At 72.8% G+C, this 16,423-nt stretch carries 17 protein-coding genes; 14 read left to right on the top strand and 3 right to left on the bottom strand.

Translation table 11 applies throughout. The features are described from left to right. The first annotated feature begins 8 nt into the window (after positions 1–8). From CC117_RS13655 to CC117_RS13640, 4 genes are all read left to right on the top strand, one after another. On the top strand, positions 9–884 hold the full coding sequence (locus tag CC117_RS13655; RefSeq protein ID WP_071084117.1) for an MOSC domain-containing protein: 876 nt from the start codon (positions 9–11) through the stop codon (positions 882–884). Beyond that, positions 872–1,519 (top strand): response regulator, encoded by a 648-nt coding sequence (locus CC117_RS13650; protein WP_071084115.1) that lies wholly within the window; start codon positions 872–874, stop codon positions 1,517–1,519. Before CC117_RS13655 ends, CC117_RS13650 begins: the two co-directional genes overlap by 13 nt. A 139-nt stretch (positions 1,520–1,658) precedes the next feature. Beyond that, complete coding sequence (locus CC117_RS13645) at positions 1,659–3,785, top strand: primary-amine oxidase (protein ID WP_071084201.1); 2,127 nt, start codon at positions 1,659–1,661, stop codon at positions 3,783–3,785. A gap of 95 nt (positions 3,786–3,880) precedes the next feature. After that, complete coding sequence (locus tag CC117_RS13640; RefSeq protein WP_071084113.1) at positions 3,881–4,237, top strand: hypothetical protein; 357 nt, start codon at positions 3,881–3,883, stop codon at positions 4,235–4,237. A gap of 50 nt (positions 4,238–4,287) precedes the next feature. Here the strand turns inward: CC117_RS13640 and CC117_RS13635 are convergent, their stop codons facing one another. Then, complete coding sequence (locus CC117_RS13635; protein ID WP_071084199.1) at positions 4,288–4,614, bottom strand: type II toxin-antitoxin system VapB family antitoxin; 327 nt, start codon at positions 4,612–4,614, stop codon at positions 4,288–4,290. 220 nt (positions 4,615–4,834) lie between these two features. Here CC117_RS13635 and CC117_RS13630 point away from each other — a divergent pair, with 220 nt between their 5' ends. The 10 genes from CC117_RS13630 (at position 4,835) to CC117_RS13585 (ending at position 14,797) form a co-directional block, all read left to right on the top strand. After that, a complete protein-coding gene (locus CC117_RS13630; RefSeq protein WP_071084111.1) occupies positions 4,835–5,815 on the top strand; it encodes a DUF2470 domain-containing protein in 981 nt (326 codons plus the stop codon). Between the two features lie 41 nt (positions 5,816–5,856). Next, complete coding sequence (locus CC117_RS13625) at positions 5,857–6,171, top strand: hypothetical protein (protein ID WP_131803063.1); 315 nt, start codon at positions 5,857–5,859, stop codon at positions 6,169–6,171. Positions 6,172–6,220: 49 nt separating this feature from the next. Further along, positions 6,221–6,898 (top strand): hypothetical protein, encoded by a 678-nt coding sequence (locus tag CC117_RS13620; RefSeq protein WP_241830079.1) that lies wholly within the window; start codon positions 6,221–6,223, stop codon positions 6,896–6,898. A gap of 34 nt (positions 6,899–6,932) precedes the next feature. Further along, complete coding sequence (locus tag CC117_RS13615; RefSeq protein WP_071084107.1) at positions 6,933–7,586, top strand: OmpA family protein; 654 nt, start codon at positions 6,933–6,935, stop codon at positions 7,584–7,586. Between the two features lie 157 nt (positions 7,587–7,743). Next, on the top strand, positions 7,744–8,685 hold the full coding sequence (locus tag CC117_RS13610) for a metal ABC transporter substrate-binding protein (RefSeq protein ID WP_071084196.1): 942 nt from the start codon (positions 7,744–7,746) through the stop codon (positions 8,683–8,685). A 19-nt stretch (positions 8,686–8,704) separates the two neighbouring features. Next, entirely contained in the window at positions 8,705–9,622 is a 918-nt protein-coding gene (locus tag CC117_RS13605) for a metal ABC transporter ATP-binding protein (RefSeq protein WP_071084105.1), read from the top strand. 41 nt (positions 9,623–9,663) lie between these two features. Next, positions 9,664–10,584 (top strand): metal ABC transporter permease, encoded by a 921-nt coding sequence (locus tag CC117_RS13600; RefSeq protein ID WP_071084194.1) that lies wholly within the window; start codon positions 9,664–9,666, stop codon positions 10,582–10,584. Further along, positions 10,584–11,519: a metal ABC transporter permease gene (locus CC117_RS13595; protein WP_071084104.1), complete on the top strand. Its 936-nt coding sequence runs from the start codon at positions 10,584–10,586 to the stop codon at positions 11,517–11,519. The genes CC117_RS13600 and CC117_RS13595 overlap by 1 nt, the downstream gene beginning before the upstream one ends. Before the next feature lie 61 nt (positions 11,520–11,580). Beyond that, positions 11,581–12,795: a pyridoxal phosphate-dependent aminotransferase gene (locus CC117_RS13590; protein WP_071084102.1), complete on the top strand. Its 1,215-nt coding sequence runs from the start codon at positions 11,581–11,583 to the stop codon at positions 12,793–12,795. A 250-nt stretch (positions 12,796–13,045) separates the two neighbouring features. Next, complete coding sequence (locus CC117_RS13585) at positions 13,046–14,797, top strand: hypothetical protein (RefSeq protein ID WP_071084193.1); 1,752 nt, start codon at positions 13,046–13,048, stop codon at positions 14,795–14,797. A gap of 77 nt (positions 14,798–14,874) precedes the next feature. On the opposite strand, the gene CC117_RS13580 is transcribed toward CC117_RS13585, so the two are convergent. Together CC117_RS13580 and CC117_RS13575 are read right to left on the bottom strand one after the other, a co-directional pair. Continuing rightward, positions 14,875–15,555 carry a hypothetical protein gene (locus CC117_RS13580; RefSeq protein WP_071084101.1) on the bottom strand — a complete coding sequence of 227 codons (681 nt, stop codon included), beginning with the start codon at positions 15,553–15,555 and terminating at the stop codon, positions 14,875–14,877. A gap of 253 nt (positions 15,556–15,808) precedes the next feature. Further along, entirely contained in the window at positions 15,809–16,255 is a 447-nt protein-coding gene (locus tag CC117_RS13575; protein WP_071084099.1) for an SCO5389 family protein, read from the bottom strand. Positions 16,256–16,423 lie beyond the last annotated feature (168 nt).

Raw genomic sequence — 16,423 nt, 5'->3', positions numbered from 1 at the left:
AGGTGCCCGTGACCAGCCACGGCGTCCGTCCCGACGGTGGCCGCGGCGGCCGCGTCGTCGAGCTCTACCGGTACCCGCTGAAGGGTTTCAGCCCGGAGGGGCTCGGCGAGGTGACGCTCTCGGCGGGCGACGGCGTGCCCGGCGACCGGATGTTCGCTCTCGCCCGGCCGGACACCGCCTATTCCGAGGACGCGCCGGAGTTCCTCCCCAAGACCCGCTTCGTGATGCTCCAGAAGGACGAGGCGATCGCGCGGGTCCACACGTCCTACGACCCCGCGACCGGGGTGCTCGCCTACGGCCTGGCCCGGGAGACCGGCGGGGAGACCGGGGTGACCGGGGTGGCGGTGGAACGGGCCGACCTGGCCAGCGCTCAGGGGCGCCAGGCGTTCGAGGAGTTCGTCCAGAAGCTGCTGGGACCCAGGCTCGGCGGCCGGCCGCGGCTCGTCGCGGCCCGCCCGCCGCACCGGTTCACCGACGCGGGCGGTGGCGGCGACGCGTTCATGCACGCCGTCTCGGTGATCAACCTCGCCTCCGTGCGCGACCTCGCCGACCGGATCGGCCAGCCCGTCGACCCGCTGCGGTTCCGGGCGAACGTCTACGTGGACGGGATCCGTCCCTGGGCGGAGCTCGGCTGGACCGGTCTGGAGCTCGGCCTCGGCGCGGCCCGTGTCCAGGTGCTGGCACGCACCCCGCGCTGCGCGGCGACCACGGTCAACCCCGGCACGGGCGTCCGGGACATCCGCATGCTCAAGGAACTGTCCAGCAACTACGGGCACACGGACTGCGGGATCTATGTCACCGTGCTCACCGGTGCGACGCTGCGCCCGGGTGCGCCGCTCACCCCACCGGTCGGGCACGAGGAGGACCTACTGTGCGGGTCGTGATCGCGGAGGACTCCGTACTGCTGCGGGAGGGCCTGCGCCGGCTGCTGACCGAGTCCGGCTGCGAGGTGGTGGCCACGGTCGGCGACGGTCCGGGCCTGGTCGACGCGATCGTCGAGCACCGGCCGGACGTCTCGGTGGTCGACGTCCGGATGCCGCCGTCGCACCGTGACGAGGGGCTGCGCGCGGCGATCACCGCACGGGGCAGGGTGCCCGGGTCACCGGTCCTCGTCCTGAGCCAGTACGTGGAGAAGCAGTACGCCAGCGAGCTGCTCGCCGACGGTGTCGGGGCGGTGGGCTACCTGCTCAAGGACCGCGTCGCCGACGTTCGTGAGTTCGTCGAGGCGGTCCGGCGGGTCGCCTCCGGCGGGACGGTGATGGATCCCGAGGTGGTCGCCCAGCTGCTGGTCAGCAGCCGCCGCAACGATCCGATGGCCGCCCTCACGCCGCGCGAGCGCGAGGTGCTGGGCCTGATGGCCGAGGGCCGGTCGAACGCGGCGATCGCGGGGGCGCTCGTGGTGAGCGGCGGCGCCGTGGAGAAGCACATCTCGAACGTGTTCACCAAGCTCGGGCTGGAGTCCTCCGGCAACGACCACCGGCGGGTCCTCGCGGTCCTGGCCTACCTGCGGGAGTCCTAGGACCCGTCCTGGTCCTGTCGGACCCTGTCCTGGCCTGCGCACGGCGCGGACAGGCACGGTTGTGTCGCCGGCGGCCTCTACTTTTGGGGTGCTCCCGCTCCCCGCGGGACGGGCCAGACCCTGAATGGTGGAGGTGGCCATGGTGCTCAGCACGTCACCGGTCCCGGAGACCGCCCCGGCGGCGCCGGCGCATCCGCTCGAACCGCTCTCGGCCGCCGAGATCAGCCGGACGGCCGCGATCCTGCGTGCGGGCGGAGACCTGGGTCCCGGGTTTCGTTTCGTTTCCGTTGAGCTTCACGAACCACCAAAAGCCGCGCTGGTGGCCCGCGAGTCCGCCCGCGACAGCACCGACGCGCTGGCCCCGCCGGACCGGCAGTCCTTCTGTGTCCTCTACGAGCGCGGGGCACGCCGGACGTACGAGGCCGTCGTCTCGCTGACGGCGGGCACGCTCGTGGAGCTGCGCGCCGTTCCCGGGGTGCAGCCGTCGATGCTCTGGGAGGAGTACCTGGCCTGCGAGAACGCTGTCCGGGCCGACCCCGACTGGCAGGCCGCGGTGGCGCGCCGCGGCGTCACGGACCTCTCCCTCGCCACGATCGACCTCTGGTCGGCGGGCTACACCGGGAGCGCCGACGACCCCACCGCGCGCCGGATCGCGCGCCCGCTCACCTTCGTGCGCACGGCGCCTGGGGAGAACGGCTACGCCCGCCCGGTGGAGGGGCTGCTGGTCGTCGTCGACCTGGACGCGATGGCCGTGGTGGAGGTGGTCGACCACGGCCTGCCGCCCGGCGAGATGGTGCCGCTGCCGCCCCGTCCCGGCAACTACGTACCGCAGCTGATGACCACCGACCCGCACAACGTGCCCGCCTTCGACCGGCTGCGGACGGATCTGCGCCCGATCGAGATCCGCCAGCCGCAGGGGCCGTCCTTCACCCTGGACGGGCATGTCCTGCGCTGGCAGAAGTGGGACCTGCTGGTCGGGTTCACCCCCCGCGAGGGCCTGGTGCTGCACCAGATCGCCTACACCGACCGGGGGCGGCGCCGGCTGATCGTCCAGCGCGCCTCGGTGTCGGAGATGTTCGTCCCCTACGGAGACCCGGCGCCGACCCACCGGTTCAAGAACGTCTTCGACATGGGCGAGTACGGCGTCGGCGTGCTCGCGAACTCGCTGCGGCTCGGCTGCGACTGCCTCGGTGAGATCTCCTACCTGGACGCGGTCGTGAACGACTCCGCGGGCGAGCCGGTGACGATCCCGAACGCGGTGTGCATCCACGAGGAGGACACCGGCATCGCCTGGAAGCACACCGATGCCCGGACGGGCCACGTCGAGGTACGGCGGATGCGCCGGCTCGTGATCTCGATGATCAGCACCGTCGGCAACTACGAGTATGGCTTCTTCTGGTACCTCAGCCTGGACGGCTCGCTGGAGTTCGAGGTGAAACTGACCGGTGTGATCTCTGCCGGCGCGGTCCGGCCGGGTACCTCGCCGGAGCACGGCGTGCTCGTCGCGCCCGGTCTGTACGGCCCCCACCACCAGCATTTCTTCAACGTCCGCCTGGACATGGAGCTCGACGGCGGCCCCAACTCGGTGGTCGAGGTCGACTCGGTGCCGGACCAGGTCGGCCCGGACAACCCGACCGGCGTCGCCTGGYGCACCAGGGAGACGCCCCTGCTGTCGGAGGCTGACGCCCAGCGCCGGGTCGACCCGTCCGTCGCACGGTTCTGGCGGATCACCAACCCGCGGGTCGCGGGCCCGCTCGGCCGGCCGGTGAGCTACCGGCTCGTCCCGGGGCACACCACGCCGCCGCTGGCGGACCCGACATCCCACCAGGCAGCCCGCGGGCGCTTCGCGTCCCGCAACCTCTGGGTGACGGCGTTCGACGAGCGCGAGCGCTTCGCCGCCGGCCGCTACCCGAACCAGAGCGCCGGCAACGAGGGTCTCCCCCAGTACGCCGCCGCGGACCGGCCGGTCACCGACACCGACATCGTGGTCTGGTACAGCTTCGGTGCACACCACGTGGTCCGCCCGGAGGACTGGCCGGTCATGCCCGTCACCCGGATCGGCTTCGAGCTGCGCCCCGACGGGTTCTTCGACGGCAACCCCGCGCTGGACGTCCCGCCCTCCCCCCACGCGCCGAGCGCAGCGGGGTGCGACATGGAGCCCGGTGTGTCAGCGGAGTGCGGTGCGGACGGCCACTCCGGTGCCGTCGTCCCGCCCGCGGACCGTCACCTCGGTGGGGGTGACGGAGCGCCGTCGAGAGACTGCTGACGGCGGCGGGGACCACGCGGCGCCGACACGACACGCACAGGCGCAAGGCACGTCTTGCCCCAGAACGGGGGTGCCTGTCCTAGGCTCCCGGAGTTGTGAGCCCTGTTCTCGCCTCGAGTCGGGCCGGGAACCTTGTCCGTGCTCTGATCATCATCGCCCTGCTGGTCCTGATCATGCGCACGGCCTACCTGCTCTGGGTCTTCCACACCCCGGCCTGGACGTCCCGCCCGCAGGACATCCACTACTGCGGCGGGTGGTACGAGCGCACCGAGACACCCGACCTGACCGGCGGTGAGGCGCGCAAGCTGGCCGGCGGCCGGCTCGATCAGGTCATGCGCTCACCGGTGCTCCGGCCGATCGCCGCGTACCGGCCCGGGTCGTCCTGTCCCCGGTACATCTTCGCCAAGGTCGGCTCCGACACCTACGTGTCCTACGAGATCACCGACGACTGACCCCCCACAGGCCGGCACCCCCGCCGCGTGTCCGCCGTCACCGGCCCGGATCAGCGGCGGCTGAGCTTGTCCGGATGCCTCGCGGCGGCGTGCACGTRCACCCGGGCATGGATGGACGTGCGCTGTGCCAGGGCCGCCCGGACGGCACGGTGCAGGCCGTCCTCCAGGTACAGCGTCCCGCCCCACTCGACCACGTGGGGGAACAGGTCGCCGTAGAAGGTCGAGTCCTCGTCCAGCAGGACGTCCAGGGCGAGTACCCGCTTCGTCGTGACGAGCTGGTCCAGCCGTACCTGGCGCGGCGGGATCGCCGCCCAGTCGCGCTGGCCCAGGCCATGGTCGGGGTACGGGCGACCGTCACCAACCAACTTGAAGATCACCGGCACCTCCTTCTCGGGGGCGAGAGACTGCCCGACCACGACAGCCTAGAATCCTCCGCTCGCGGACCCGATCGCGGTGCCCTTCCAGCCGCGCGTTGCGCGGACATTGATATTCCCGTCCGATGTTGATCTGAGACGGAGAACCAGAACCGGGCAAAACACTTGACCTTCTCCGAACCGCGGACTTAAGTAAGCCTTACCTGAAGATGGAGGAGGCCCGGTGACGAGTCCAGTCTCGGACGTCGAGATGCCGGTGCTGGCCGAACAGGCGAGGACGATCCTCGCCGGCGGCCGGCGCGCGCTGCTCACCCTGCCCTGCGCGAACGTGCGTGGCTGGGCCGGACTCATCGACGACGGYGGCGAGCCGTTGCTGATCGTCGGAGCGGACAGCCCACCTGTGAGCTGCGCCGGTTCCGGCCGCCGTGCCCGGGTCGACATCTGCGGCCACAACGGCGAGCGACTTGTCCTGGCCGGCGTGCTGCGGCTGGTCCCCGACACCACCGAGAACCTCGTCGAGCGCCTCGCCGACCTGGGTCGCAGCATTTCGGTGACGACCGGGGACCTCGACGACCTGCGCATCCTGACCATGTCGGTGGACGACGTCCTGATCTGCCTGCCCGAGGGGGTGGCCCGCGGCACGATCGGTGGGCGGTCCGCCGGCGGCGGACGCGGGGCCCGGTCCCGCTCCGGCGGCGGCGGCGGCGCGGTGACCTCCGCGTCCCGGGTGGCACGGGCCGGGCGGTCGGCGCGGGGCCTGCGCCGCGCGAACAACAACCGCCTCGACGGGCGCTGGTCAGCCCTCGGGCCCGCGCGCCGCGTCGACCTCCACTCGTACGCCTTCGCCGAGCCCGACCTGGTCGCCGCCTATGCTCCTGACCTGATCAGGCACCTCAATGACGAGCACGCCGCACAGATGCGGCTGCTGTCCACGCATGGTGTCGCCCTGACCGAACCCGCCGGCGCCGCCAGCGGGATGGCTGGCGGCGCCACCGCGACCGGCGCGTCCGCCGAGATCAGCCGGGACGCGGTGATCGGCGCGACCGTGACATCGCTGGACCGGCGAGGCCTGGACATGTGGCGGATCGACATCGACGGCGCCCGCGAGGTGCGGGTGGCGTTCCGGTCGCCGCTCGTCGAGCCGCGCTGCCTCGGGCGCGAGCTGCGGCTCCTGCTCGACGACGCCGAGAACCGAACCGACTAGCCGGCCCGGACCGCGCGGGCGGCGTGACCGCGGGAGCGGACATGTTCGACATCGACCGGACCACCGGCGCAGGCCACACCATCCCCTGCCTCACCTGCCACGGCGGCATCGACCACTCCACCGGCACGACCGGCACGACCGGCTGGCGCAGTGCAGACCCGGTGCGCCGCCCGGCCGATCCTCCGGGCGGCAGGCCCGGCGACGTGGCCGGCGACGTGGCCGGCGGGAGCACCCGTGGGCCGGCGCGCCCCGGTACCGGGGGTGGTGAGGCCCGGCCGGCGCTCTCGCCGTTCGATCCCCGGGTGACGGGCTGGGCGCGTGCGGTGTCCAGACCGGCCCCCAGACCAGCAGGATGAGGAACATAATCGGCAGCGGACGCCCCTGACCCTCCCGTCCGGAGGTCGCATGCCCCGCCCGTCGCCCCGCCAGCCCCGCCTGTCCTGGCCGTCCCGCCCGCCCTGGCCGTCCCAGCGGTCGTCCGGGCGATCGTCCTGGTGCGCCGTTCCGGCGCGGAGGACCTCCGCCGTACTGGGCGCTCTGCTGCTCGCCGGCCTTGTCGCGGCCGGCTGCTCCGGTTCGGGCGACAGCGAGCCGCCGGCACCCTCCTCCTCGGGTGGCACCGCGGCCGGCAGCAGTCCGGCCACGACAGCGTCCGGCGGCCCCGCCACCGCCCCGGGCCCGAGCACGCCGAGCGCCAGCCGCACCACGCGGATCCAGGGCGCCGGTGGCGATGTCGACGTGGGTTTCGTGGGCCTGCGGGCAGACGGCCGGCTCGTCCAGCTCGATCTGCTGTTCACGCCCCGCTACGCCCGCGATCCCGGCGCGGAGATCTCGCTCTACGAGATGGCCGGCCGGCGCGACGCGGCGGTCACCCTCGTCGACACCACGAACCTGCTCCGCTACAGCGTGGTGCAGGATTCCGGTGGGGCAGCCCTCGGCGCCGCCGCCGGAACCCTCCGGACCCGCAACAACGTCGCCGTGTCCGCCTCCTACATGTTCGCCGCACCGCCCCCGGACGTGACCTCCGTGGACGTCTACCTCAACGACCGGCTGATCGTCGACGATGCGCCGATCACCCGCTGACGGCGGCTGCGTACCTGGGCCCGGTGCTTCCCGCGTGGCCCTTCCGGCCCTCGTGTGCGCCGCCGGCTGCGTCCTCGGGTACCTGCTCCTCGGCGTCGGGGATGCGCCCGCGCTCGGTGCGGTCCCCGTTCCGGCCCGCTCCACGCCGCCGGCGGCGGTCGCGCCCGCGCCTGGCTTCCCCTCCGGGGCGCCGGAAGCACCGGAAGCCGTTCCCGACCCGCAGATCGCCGGATCGGTGCGCAGACTGGACACCGCCGGATCGACGCTGCCCATCGACCTGAGCGACGCCGTGCGGCCACTGCGTTCGGAGGAGCGCCGTGGGGGCAGGCTGACCGTCACGATCAGCGCGGACGTCCTGTTCGACTTCGACTCCGACGACCTGACCGACACCGCCCGGGCGGAGATCGCCCGACTCGCCCGGCAGGTGCCGCCCGCAGCCGGGACGGTCACTGTGCTGGGGCATACGGACAGCCTCGGCACGCCGGCCTACAACGTGATCCTCTCCCAGCGCCGCGCCGACGCCGTGGCGGGCCTGCTCCGCCCCGCCGTCCCGGACGGGACGCGGGTCTCGGCGACGGGCCGCGGCGGCGCCGACCCGGTGGCGCCGAACACCCGGCCCGACGGGCCGGACGACCCGGCCGGGCGCGCGCTGAACCGCCGGGTGGAGGTCAGCTTCCCGGCCGGGTGACGGCGACGTACCGGCGTTTGACATCCGCATCGACAACCGTTTTCATTTTCCCATGCTTCCCGTCCTGTCCCGATCCGGCCTGCCTCGCCCCGGCCTGCCTCAGCCCGGCCTGCCTCGACGTCACCGCGTGCCCACCCCCGGGGCACGTCCGGTCCTGGTGGTCACGGTCGCGGCCCTCGCCGCGGTCCTGGCCGGCTGCGGTGGCTCGGATGCGGGCGAGGGGGCCGGGGGTGACGGTGCCGCCCCGCGGGTCGTCGCGACGACGACCTACGCGGCGGATTTCGCCCGTGCCGTGGGGGGCGACGGTGTCCAGGTCACCCAGATCCTCCGGCCGGGGGTCGACCCGCACGACTACGAGCCCTCCCCCGCCGATCTGGAGGCGCTCGCGGAGGCGGATCTGCTGATCGAGAACGGCGTCGGGCTGGAGAGCTGGCTGGACGACGCGATCTCGGCCAGCGGATTCCACGGCACCGAGATMGTCATGGCCGACAGGGTGACGATCCGGCACCACGAGGACGACGGCGCGGAGCACGACGAGTCCGACGAGCACGGCGATGAGGACGGCGACCCGCATATCTGGCACGACCCGCGCAACGCCAAGGTCATGGCCACCAACATCCAGATCGGGCTCGCCACGGTCGATCCGGAGAGCGCGGCCGAGTACCAGGCCAACCTCGACAGCTACTCCGCCGAGCTGGACGAGCTCGACCGCTACACCGAGCAGCAGATCAACACGATTCCGAGCGACCGCCGCAAGCTCGTCACCAACCACGACTCGTTCGGCTACTACGTGGAGCGGTACGGCCTCGAGTTCGTCGGTTCGATCATCCCCAGTTTCGACACCGCGGCCGAGCTTTCGGGGCGCGCCATCGACGACATCGTCGAGAAGATCCGGTCGTCCGGCACGGTGGCGGTGTTCTCCGAGTCGTCCCTTCCGCCACGAACCGCACAGACGATCGGCAGCGAGGCGGGCGTGCGCGTGGTGGCCGGCGAGGAGGCGCTTTATGCCGACACCCTCGGGCCGGCCGGGTCGGCCGGTGCCACCTACCTCACGGCGGAGCGCCACAACACGGATACCATCGTCGGCGCCCTCCGGTGAGGAGAAGAGCTATGAACCGGTGTCGACCGTGACCGCCCCCACGCCGGCCTCCTGCCTGACCGCGCCGGGCGCCGCAGGCGGGTCGCCGGCGCCGGCCATCGCGCTCCCTGACCAGACTGCCGCGGCACCGGCGGTCGAGGTAGCTCCCGCGCCGTCCGGGTATGCCGCCGGGGAGGAGGCCTCGCCCGGCATCGCGGTCTCGTTCGACAACGCCGCCATCGCCTACGGCCGCACCACGGTGCTCCGCGGGGTGCACGGCGCGCTGCCCGCCGGTGGCACCCTGGCCCTCATCGGGCCGAACGGGGCAGGCAAGTCGAGCCTGATCAAGGCCGTCCTCGGCCTGGTCCCGGTGGCGGTCGGGTCGATCACGGTGCTCGACCGGGCACCCGCCGCGGCCCGCCGCGATGTCGCCTACGTCCCCCAGGCCGACGCCCTCGACCGAGACTTCCCGATCTCGGTCGGCCAGGTCGTCCTCATGGGCCGCTACCGCCGCATCGGTTGGTGCCGTCGCCCGGGGCGGGCCGACCGGGCCGCGGCACTGGCCGCGCTGGAGGCCGTCGGCCTGGCCGAACGCGCCCGGGACCGCTTCGGCACCCTCTCCGGCGGGCAGCGCCAACGCGTCCTGCTCGCCCGCGCGATCGCGGCCGAGCCCCGGCTCCTGCTGTTGGACGAGCCCTTCAACGGCGTGGACGTCGTCTCCCAGGACGCGCTGCTCGCCGCGCTCGCCACCGTCGCCGAGAGCGGCACGGCGACCGTCGTCTCCACCCACGACCTGGCACTGGCCCAGGTCATCAGCGACCAGGTGTGCGTGCTCAACGGCCGCCAGATCGCCTTCGGCCCGGCCGCCCACGCCCTCGCGCCCGAGCCGCTGCGGGCCGCCTACGGGGGTGCCGCGGTCGAGATCGGCGGGCAGAGCGTCATCCTGACCCGGCCGTGACCGTCACCGACCTGCTCATCACGCCGTTCGAGCGGCCGTTCATGACCCGGGCGCTGATCGAGATCGTGATCCTCGGTGCGCTCAGTGCCGCGGTCGGTGTCCTGGTGATGCTTCGCCGGCTGGCCTTCCTCACCGACGCGCTGACCCACGCTGTCTTCCCGGGAGTCGTCGCCGGCTTCATGATCGGCGGCACTGGCGGAATCGTCCCCGGAGCGCTGCTGGTGGCGGGCCTCGCCGCAGCCGGCTTCACCGCGCTGGCCTCGACCCGGCGGATCAGCGAGGACGCGGCCATGGCGATGCTGCTCACCGGCTGCTTCGCGGTCGGCGTCGTCCTCGTGTCACGGCGGGAGTCCTACACCGCCGACCTGACCGGCTTCCTGTTCGGTCGCCTGCTCACCGTCAACACCACCGACATCACCGTGACCGCGGTGACAGCCGCCGTCGCCGGCACGGTGCTGGTGCTCGCCCGCAAGGAACTGCTGCTGCGGGCCTTCGACCCGCAGGGGGCGCACGCGGCCGGCTACCCGGTGTGGCTGCTCGATCTCGTACTCAACCTGGTGATCGCGATGGTCGTCGTGGCCGCCGTCCGTGCGGTCGGGACGGTGCTGGTCATCGCCCTGGTGGTGATCCCCGCGGCGGCCGCCCGCCTGCTCACCGACCGGCTGGCGGGGGTGCTGGTCGTCGCGGTCCTGCTCGGGCCACTCAGCGGCTGGCTCGGGCTGGTCGTCAGCTACGACGCGTCCGTGCACCATGACGTGCGGCTGGCCGCCGGGGCCACGGTCGTCCTCGTGCTGGTCTCGATCTACGGTCTCGCGCTCGCCGGCAGCGCGCTGCGGTCCTGGGCGGCGCGGGGACGCACCCGGGCCGGCTCCGGGGGTTCCGGGGRCACCGGGGGTTCCGGGGGCACCGGGCCGCCCCGGGCCGTCGACGGGCCTCGGGAACTGTCGCGGGAGGCCGTCTGATGGCGCTGATGGACTCGCTGGGTGACAGCTACACCCGGCGGGCGCTGGCCGAGATCGTGATCATCGGAGCGCTCTGCGGCGCCGTCGGTGTGCATGTCGTGCTGCRCCGACTCAGTTTCCTCGCCATGGCGATGACCCATGCCACCTTCCCCGGCGTGGTGATCGCCTCGCTGCTCGGGGTGAACCTGGTGCTGGGCGCCGGGCTGTTCGGCGTCCTGGCCGTCGCCGCCGTCACCACGATCAGCGGAGTGTCGGGGGCGGCCGGAAACTCCGGCGGCGTGGGCGGTGCCGGAGCCGGGCGCGGAGGTTCCGGGGGCGGCCGGGACGTCAGCACCGTCACCGGTGTCATGCTCTCCGGCGGCTTCGCCCTGGGCGTGGCCCTCATGTCGGCTCAGGACGGGTCCAACCGCGATCTCAGTGCCTTCCTCGTCGGCTCGATCCTGACCGTCCAGCCGACCGACCTCGTGGTCAGCGCCGTCACGGCCCTCGTCGTGCTCGTCGTGCTCGTCGCACTGCGCAAGGAGCTCCTGCTCGCCGCCTTCGACCCGACCGCGCTGACCGCCGCCGGCTACCCCTCCAGGCGGCTCGGCCTCGTGCTGCTGCTGCTCGTCGAGGCGGCCGTGGTGACCTCGCTGCCCGCGGTCGGCACGATCATGGCGGTGGCCCTGATCGTCGGGCCCGCGGCCACTGCCCGCGTCTGGTGCTCGCGCGTTCCCACGATGACGGCGGTCTCGGTCGCGGTGGCGATCATCTGTGGCGTCGCCGGCCTCGCCGTCAGCGAGCAGTGGGACGTCGCCGCCGGCGGCGCGATCGTGCTGACCGTCGCCGCGGCGCTGGTCAGCTCCCTCGTCCTGGCCCCGCTCGTCGGGCGGTTCGGGCCCGGCGGTACGCGGGCCCGCTCCGTCTCGGTGGTGGCTGCCACCCACCAGGGGTGAGCCAACGCGCGTGGCACACCGTCGGACCAAAAACGTTCGACAGCGCATCTACCCTGGTGACATGGAGTTCGCCCAGTCCGACAAGCTCGCTGACGTCTGCTACGACGTCCGGGGTCCCATCCTCGACGAAGCGACCCGGCTGGAGGCCGCAGGCCAGCGCATCCTGAAGCTGAACATCGGCAACCCCGCCCCGTTCGGTTTCTCCGCGCCGCCGTCGGTCCTCGCGTCCGTCGTCGACAACCTGGCGTCGGCACAGGGCTACAGCGACTCCAAGGGCCTGCTCCCAGCACGCGAGGCCGTCGTACGCTACTCGGCCGGCAAGGGCCTGGCCGGTATCGGCCCCGACGACGTGTACCTCGGCAACGGCGTGTCCGAGCTGATCACCATGTCGTTGCAGGCGCTGCTGAACAACGGCGACGAGGTGCTGCTCCCGGCGCCCGACTACCCGCTGTGGACGGCGGTGGTCTGTCTGTCCGGCGGGCGCCCCGTCCACTACCTGTGCGACGAGTCCGCCGGGTGGAACCCGGACCTCGACGACCTCACCAGCAAGATCACGCCCCGCACCCGCGCCATTGTGATCATTAACCCGAACAACCCCACCGGGGCGGTGTACGACCGTCCCGTGCTCGAGGATCTGATCGAGATCGCCCGCCGGCACAACCTGATGCTGTTCTCGGACGAGATCTACGACCGGATCCTGTACGACGACGCGGAGCACCATTCCACCGCCACCCTCGCCCCGGACCTGTTCTGCGTGACCTTCAACGGCCTGTCCAAGGCGTACCGGCTGGCCGGCTTCCGCTCCGGGTGGATGGTGCTGTCCGGCCCCCGCCAGCATGCCTCCAGCTACATCGAGGGTCTGAACATCCTGGCGAACATGCGGCTGTGCGCGAACGTGCCCGGCCAGTTCGCGCTGCAGGCCGCACTCGCCGAGGGCGGCGGTGCCGGCGATCTCGTGCTGCCCGGCGGGCGGCTGCGCGAGCAGCGCGACACGGTGGTGAAGCTCCTCAACGACATCCCCGGGGTCTCCTGCGTGCCTCCGCGCGGCGCGTTGTACGCGTTTCCCCGTATCGATCCCGCCCTGTACCCGATCGACGATGACGAGCGCTTCGTTCTCGATCTGCTACGGAAAGAGAAGATCCTCCTGGTCCAGGGCACTGGCTTCAACTGGCCGAACCCAGATCACGTGCGGATCGTGACACTTCCGTGCGTCGACGACCTGACGGACGCCATCGGTCGCATCGGGCGTTTCCTCGGCGCCTACGCTCACATCTGAGCGCCTTGGGCCGGAGTTGTCCGGCGGCGACCGATCGCGGCGGTGTCCACAAGGACCACGCCCTGTGGATAGAACCTGTGGACAGTTGGTGGACGAATCACGCGCTCTGGTCGCGCCGGCAGATGCCGACGAAGACACGAAGGCGGCCGGAGTAGGCGCAGCGGCCGGGCGTTTGGGCACACGTGAAACAACGACGGGCACCGGGCGCCCCGGCCGGCCCCGGCCGGCCGGCCGCCGCCCTTCCGGCACCGTGGCGGCGGCGCTTGGCGCCGCCGCGCTGGCCGTCGCGGTCCAGGTGGTGTTCTGGCAGTGTTTCCGGCAGCCGCTCTGGTACGACGAGCTGTGGCGGCCGCACTTCGCCGGGGAGCCGGTGGCGACCTTCTGGTCGGAGCTCTCGGTCGCCAACACGCCGTCCGCCCTCGGGTCGATCGCGCTGCTCCGGCTGTGCGGCGAGGTGTTCGGGTGGCATGCCTGGTCGCTGCGGCTACCCTCCGCCGTGCCGCTCCTCGCCCTCGCTGCCGCCACCTGGCTGCTGGCCAGCCGACTGACCGGGCGGGTGGCGGCGGCCGGCGCTGTCCTCACCGTCACGCTGGCCGGCACCGTCGTCGACCTGGCCTCCCAGGTCAAGCCCTACACCCTGGACGCCGCCTGCGCGGTCGCCGTGGTGATGGTGTGGATGAGCGACCCGCCGTCCACGCGAGGGCTGGTCGCGCGCCGGATCGCCGCCGGAGTCCTCGCGGTCGTCTCACTGCCGGCGCTGTTCCTGATCGTCCCGCTGTTCGTCCACGACGCGGCCCGGCCGCTGTGGGCGCACCGCCGGCAACCCGGACGCCGGGCGCTCAGGGAGGCTGTTCGGGCGGCGGCCTGCTCGGCACCGGCCGTCGTCGTCGCCGGCCTGCACGCGCTGCTGTTCGTGACGCACCAGTCGGGCCAGCGAGCCAGCACCTTCTGGAACGACCACTTCCTCGCCGGGCGGGGAGCGCTGGATGCCGCGCGGTTCCTGCTCGACCAACTCGCGGCGACGGCGGCGGGCGCCCCACCGGGCATCGACCGCTACGACCCGAACCTCGTCCACCCGCTGACCGACTCGTCCGAGGCCCTGGTCGTCGCCCTCGGCGTCGCGGTCACGATCAGCTTCGTCGCCGGGGCGGTCACGCTCGGGCGGCGCCGGGACGGGCGGGTGCTTCTCGTCGCGTCCGCCGGCGCGGAGCTCATGATCCTCACCGCGAGTGCCTGGCGTTACTGGCCGTTCGGGGCGGTCCGACCGAACACCTTCCTCGTTCCGTTGCTCACCGTCGTGTCGGCGGTCGGCGCCTCCACACTCGCCCGCTCGGCTCTCGCCCGCACTGCTCCTGCCCGCACTGCTCCTGCCCACACCGCCGGGTCTCAGGGCGCCGGCCGCCCGGCCGAGGACCCAGACCCACGGCGCCCCGGGCCGGCATGGGTGCGGGTGCGGGGCATGGCCGACCCGGTGGTCCTCGTTCTCGTCCCCGTTCTCCTGCTCACGGCAGCCGTCCCGGTGGCAGCAGCGACAGGGCTCCGGCCGCTGTGGGAGGAGCGCACCGACCGCCGCCCGATCGACCTGATGGTGGACGCCACCGCCACCACCCGAGACCTGTACCGGCCGGGCGACCTGGTGCTGGTGGGCGGTCGTCTGGCCCGCGCGGGCTGGCTCTACGGGACGCGGCTCAGCCAGGACGGTGCTGTGTCCTCCGGTGCCCGGTCAGCCATCGCCCGCGGTGCGGCAGGAACGAGGAGGCCGCGGATCCCGGTCTCCGCCACGGTCTTCCTGACCGCGATCGGCGATGGGGGGGTCGGGCAGGCCCTCGATCTGCGGGCGCCGGGGCCGGGCGGCAGGGTGCTGTTGTTCGTCCTCGCGTACGACCGCCGGGRCACCGCACGTGCGCTGGGCGAGGCACGAGAGGCCGGCTGGTGCCCCGCCGAGACACACGACTTCGAGCTCACGGGAACGCTGCGCGTCCTCACCCGATGCTCCGGCTGACGCACTGACGCACTGACGTGCTGACGCGGCCCGACCCGGGCGGGTGGTGCGACACCGTGGTCCGCCCCCGGCACGCGTCAGGAGCTTCCGCCCGAGCCCTGTCCCTGGGCATCGTCCTGCGCGGGATCCGAGGCCGCGTCCGAGACCGCGCCCGGGGCAGTGCTGGGAGCGGGGCCGGTGGTGGAGGGTTCCCCGGAGCGCAGGGGGACGGCCACCGGCAGCCCCGCGCGGGTGGCCAGAGCCTGCCACTGGCGGTCGCCGTCCGCCAGCGCCGTCCGGACCCGCGTCTGCAACTCCGGCACCGGGATCTGGGTTCCGTCGAAAAGCTGGAGGCAGCTGGCGGCCGCTGCCGCATAGTGCTCGACACCGCCGGCGAGCATCTGCTGGGCCTGCGCATCCGGACCAGGCTGCAGCCGGGCGGCGGCCTTCGTCCCGCCTGCCAGCTGAACACACTGGGGCTGCAGCGACGACCCGTCCTGGGCATCAAGAGCGGCCCGGACGGCCTGGATACTCGTGGCGATACTCGCCCGCACCCCCTGGGTGGAGGTGTACCAGGTGGTCAGCTGGACGGTGGCCGCGTCCGCGCCTACCGGGGCTGACGCGGCCGCGCTGCCGTCCGGGTCCGATCCGCTGGTCAGCACGCACCCGACCACCAGGACGACCGCGCCGAGGGCCGCCACCCCGGTCACCGCCGGAGACAGGGGCGGCTCGGCGACCCGCCAGAACCCCGCCCGCAACCAGGCCGGACGCCCCGCCACCCGCCACCTCCGCACCGCTCGTCACCAAGGCTGAACGCAAAGGGTACGGGAGGGTACGGCACGGGCCCTCACGCGTCCCGCGTGCAGCGCATCCGGGTTCGGACAGGTCACCTGGATGGGCCGGACCCGGACGGCGGCGGGCGGCACGGGCGAGGGAGACGGAGACCCGCCCGCCCCGAGGCCCGCCCGGGCACGGGCCAGGGACGGCCGCCACGCTCCCCGACGGGGCCGACCGGTGGAGCACAGGCGTTTCCTAGCAGTCCAGGAACTCCGGCTGCTGGTTGAGAACCTGCGCCCGCGACGACACGAAGGCCCGGTACTGCTCACTGCCAACCGCGGCCGGTGGGAAGACGGCAACCCGGTGGCAGTTCTGGAACGCCAGTGCCACCCCGAAGTGCCGCTCCAGGGCGGTGCGGATGGAGGTGCTGGCCATTGCCCGGAGGAGCTGGCCGCGGGCCGCCTCGTCCGGCGGGGGGACCTGGTTGTCGACGAACGTGACGGCCGGCGCGGGCCGCGTGCCCGCCGGGAGACCCGCGCCCGCCAGGTCACCCGAGCCCCCCGGGGGCAGCTCCGCGACCAACCCCTCGACCAGGTGGTAGGCGTACGGCAGCGAGGTACGGATGCAGGCGACGAACTCCTCATCCGTCATCCGGCCCGCGTTCGCGGCCGTGACGAGCTCGGGCGTGACTGTCAGGGACATCGGGATCCTCCTGCTGATGCGCGGGAAACGGCGACATGTGGCACCGACTACGTCACGCACGGTCGCATGAAATGAAAACCGTTGTCAACACCACACGCCTGATCCCAAGTGAGCAGTTCGCGCACACTCCAACCGGGCGAGGGAGATGAGAGAGTGGATGTCGTGGCG

Source organism: Parafrankia colletiae, assembly GCF_001854655.1.
GTDB lineage: Bacteria > Actinomycetota > Actinomycetes > Frankiales > Frankiaceae > Parafrankia > Parafrankia colletiae.
Note: the sequence above shows the minus strand (reverse complement) of the source record. Positions and strands in the feature narration are given on the sequence as shown.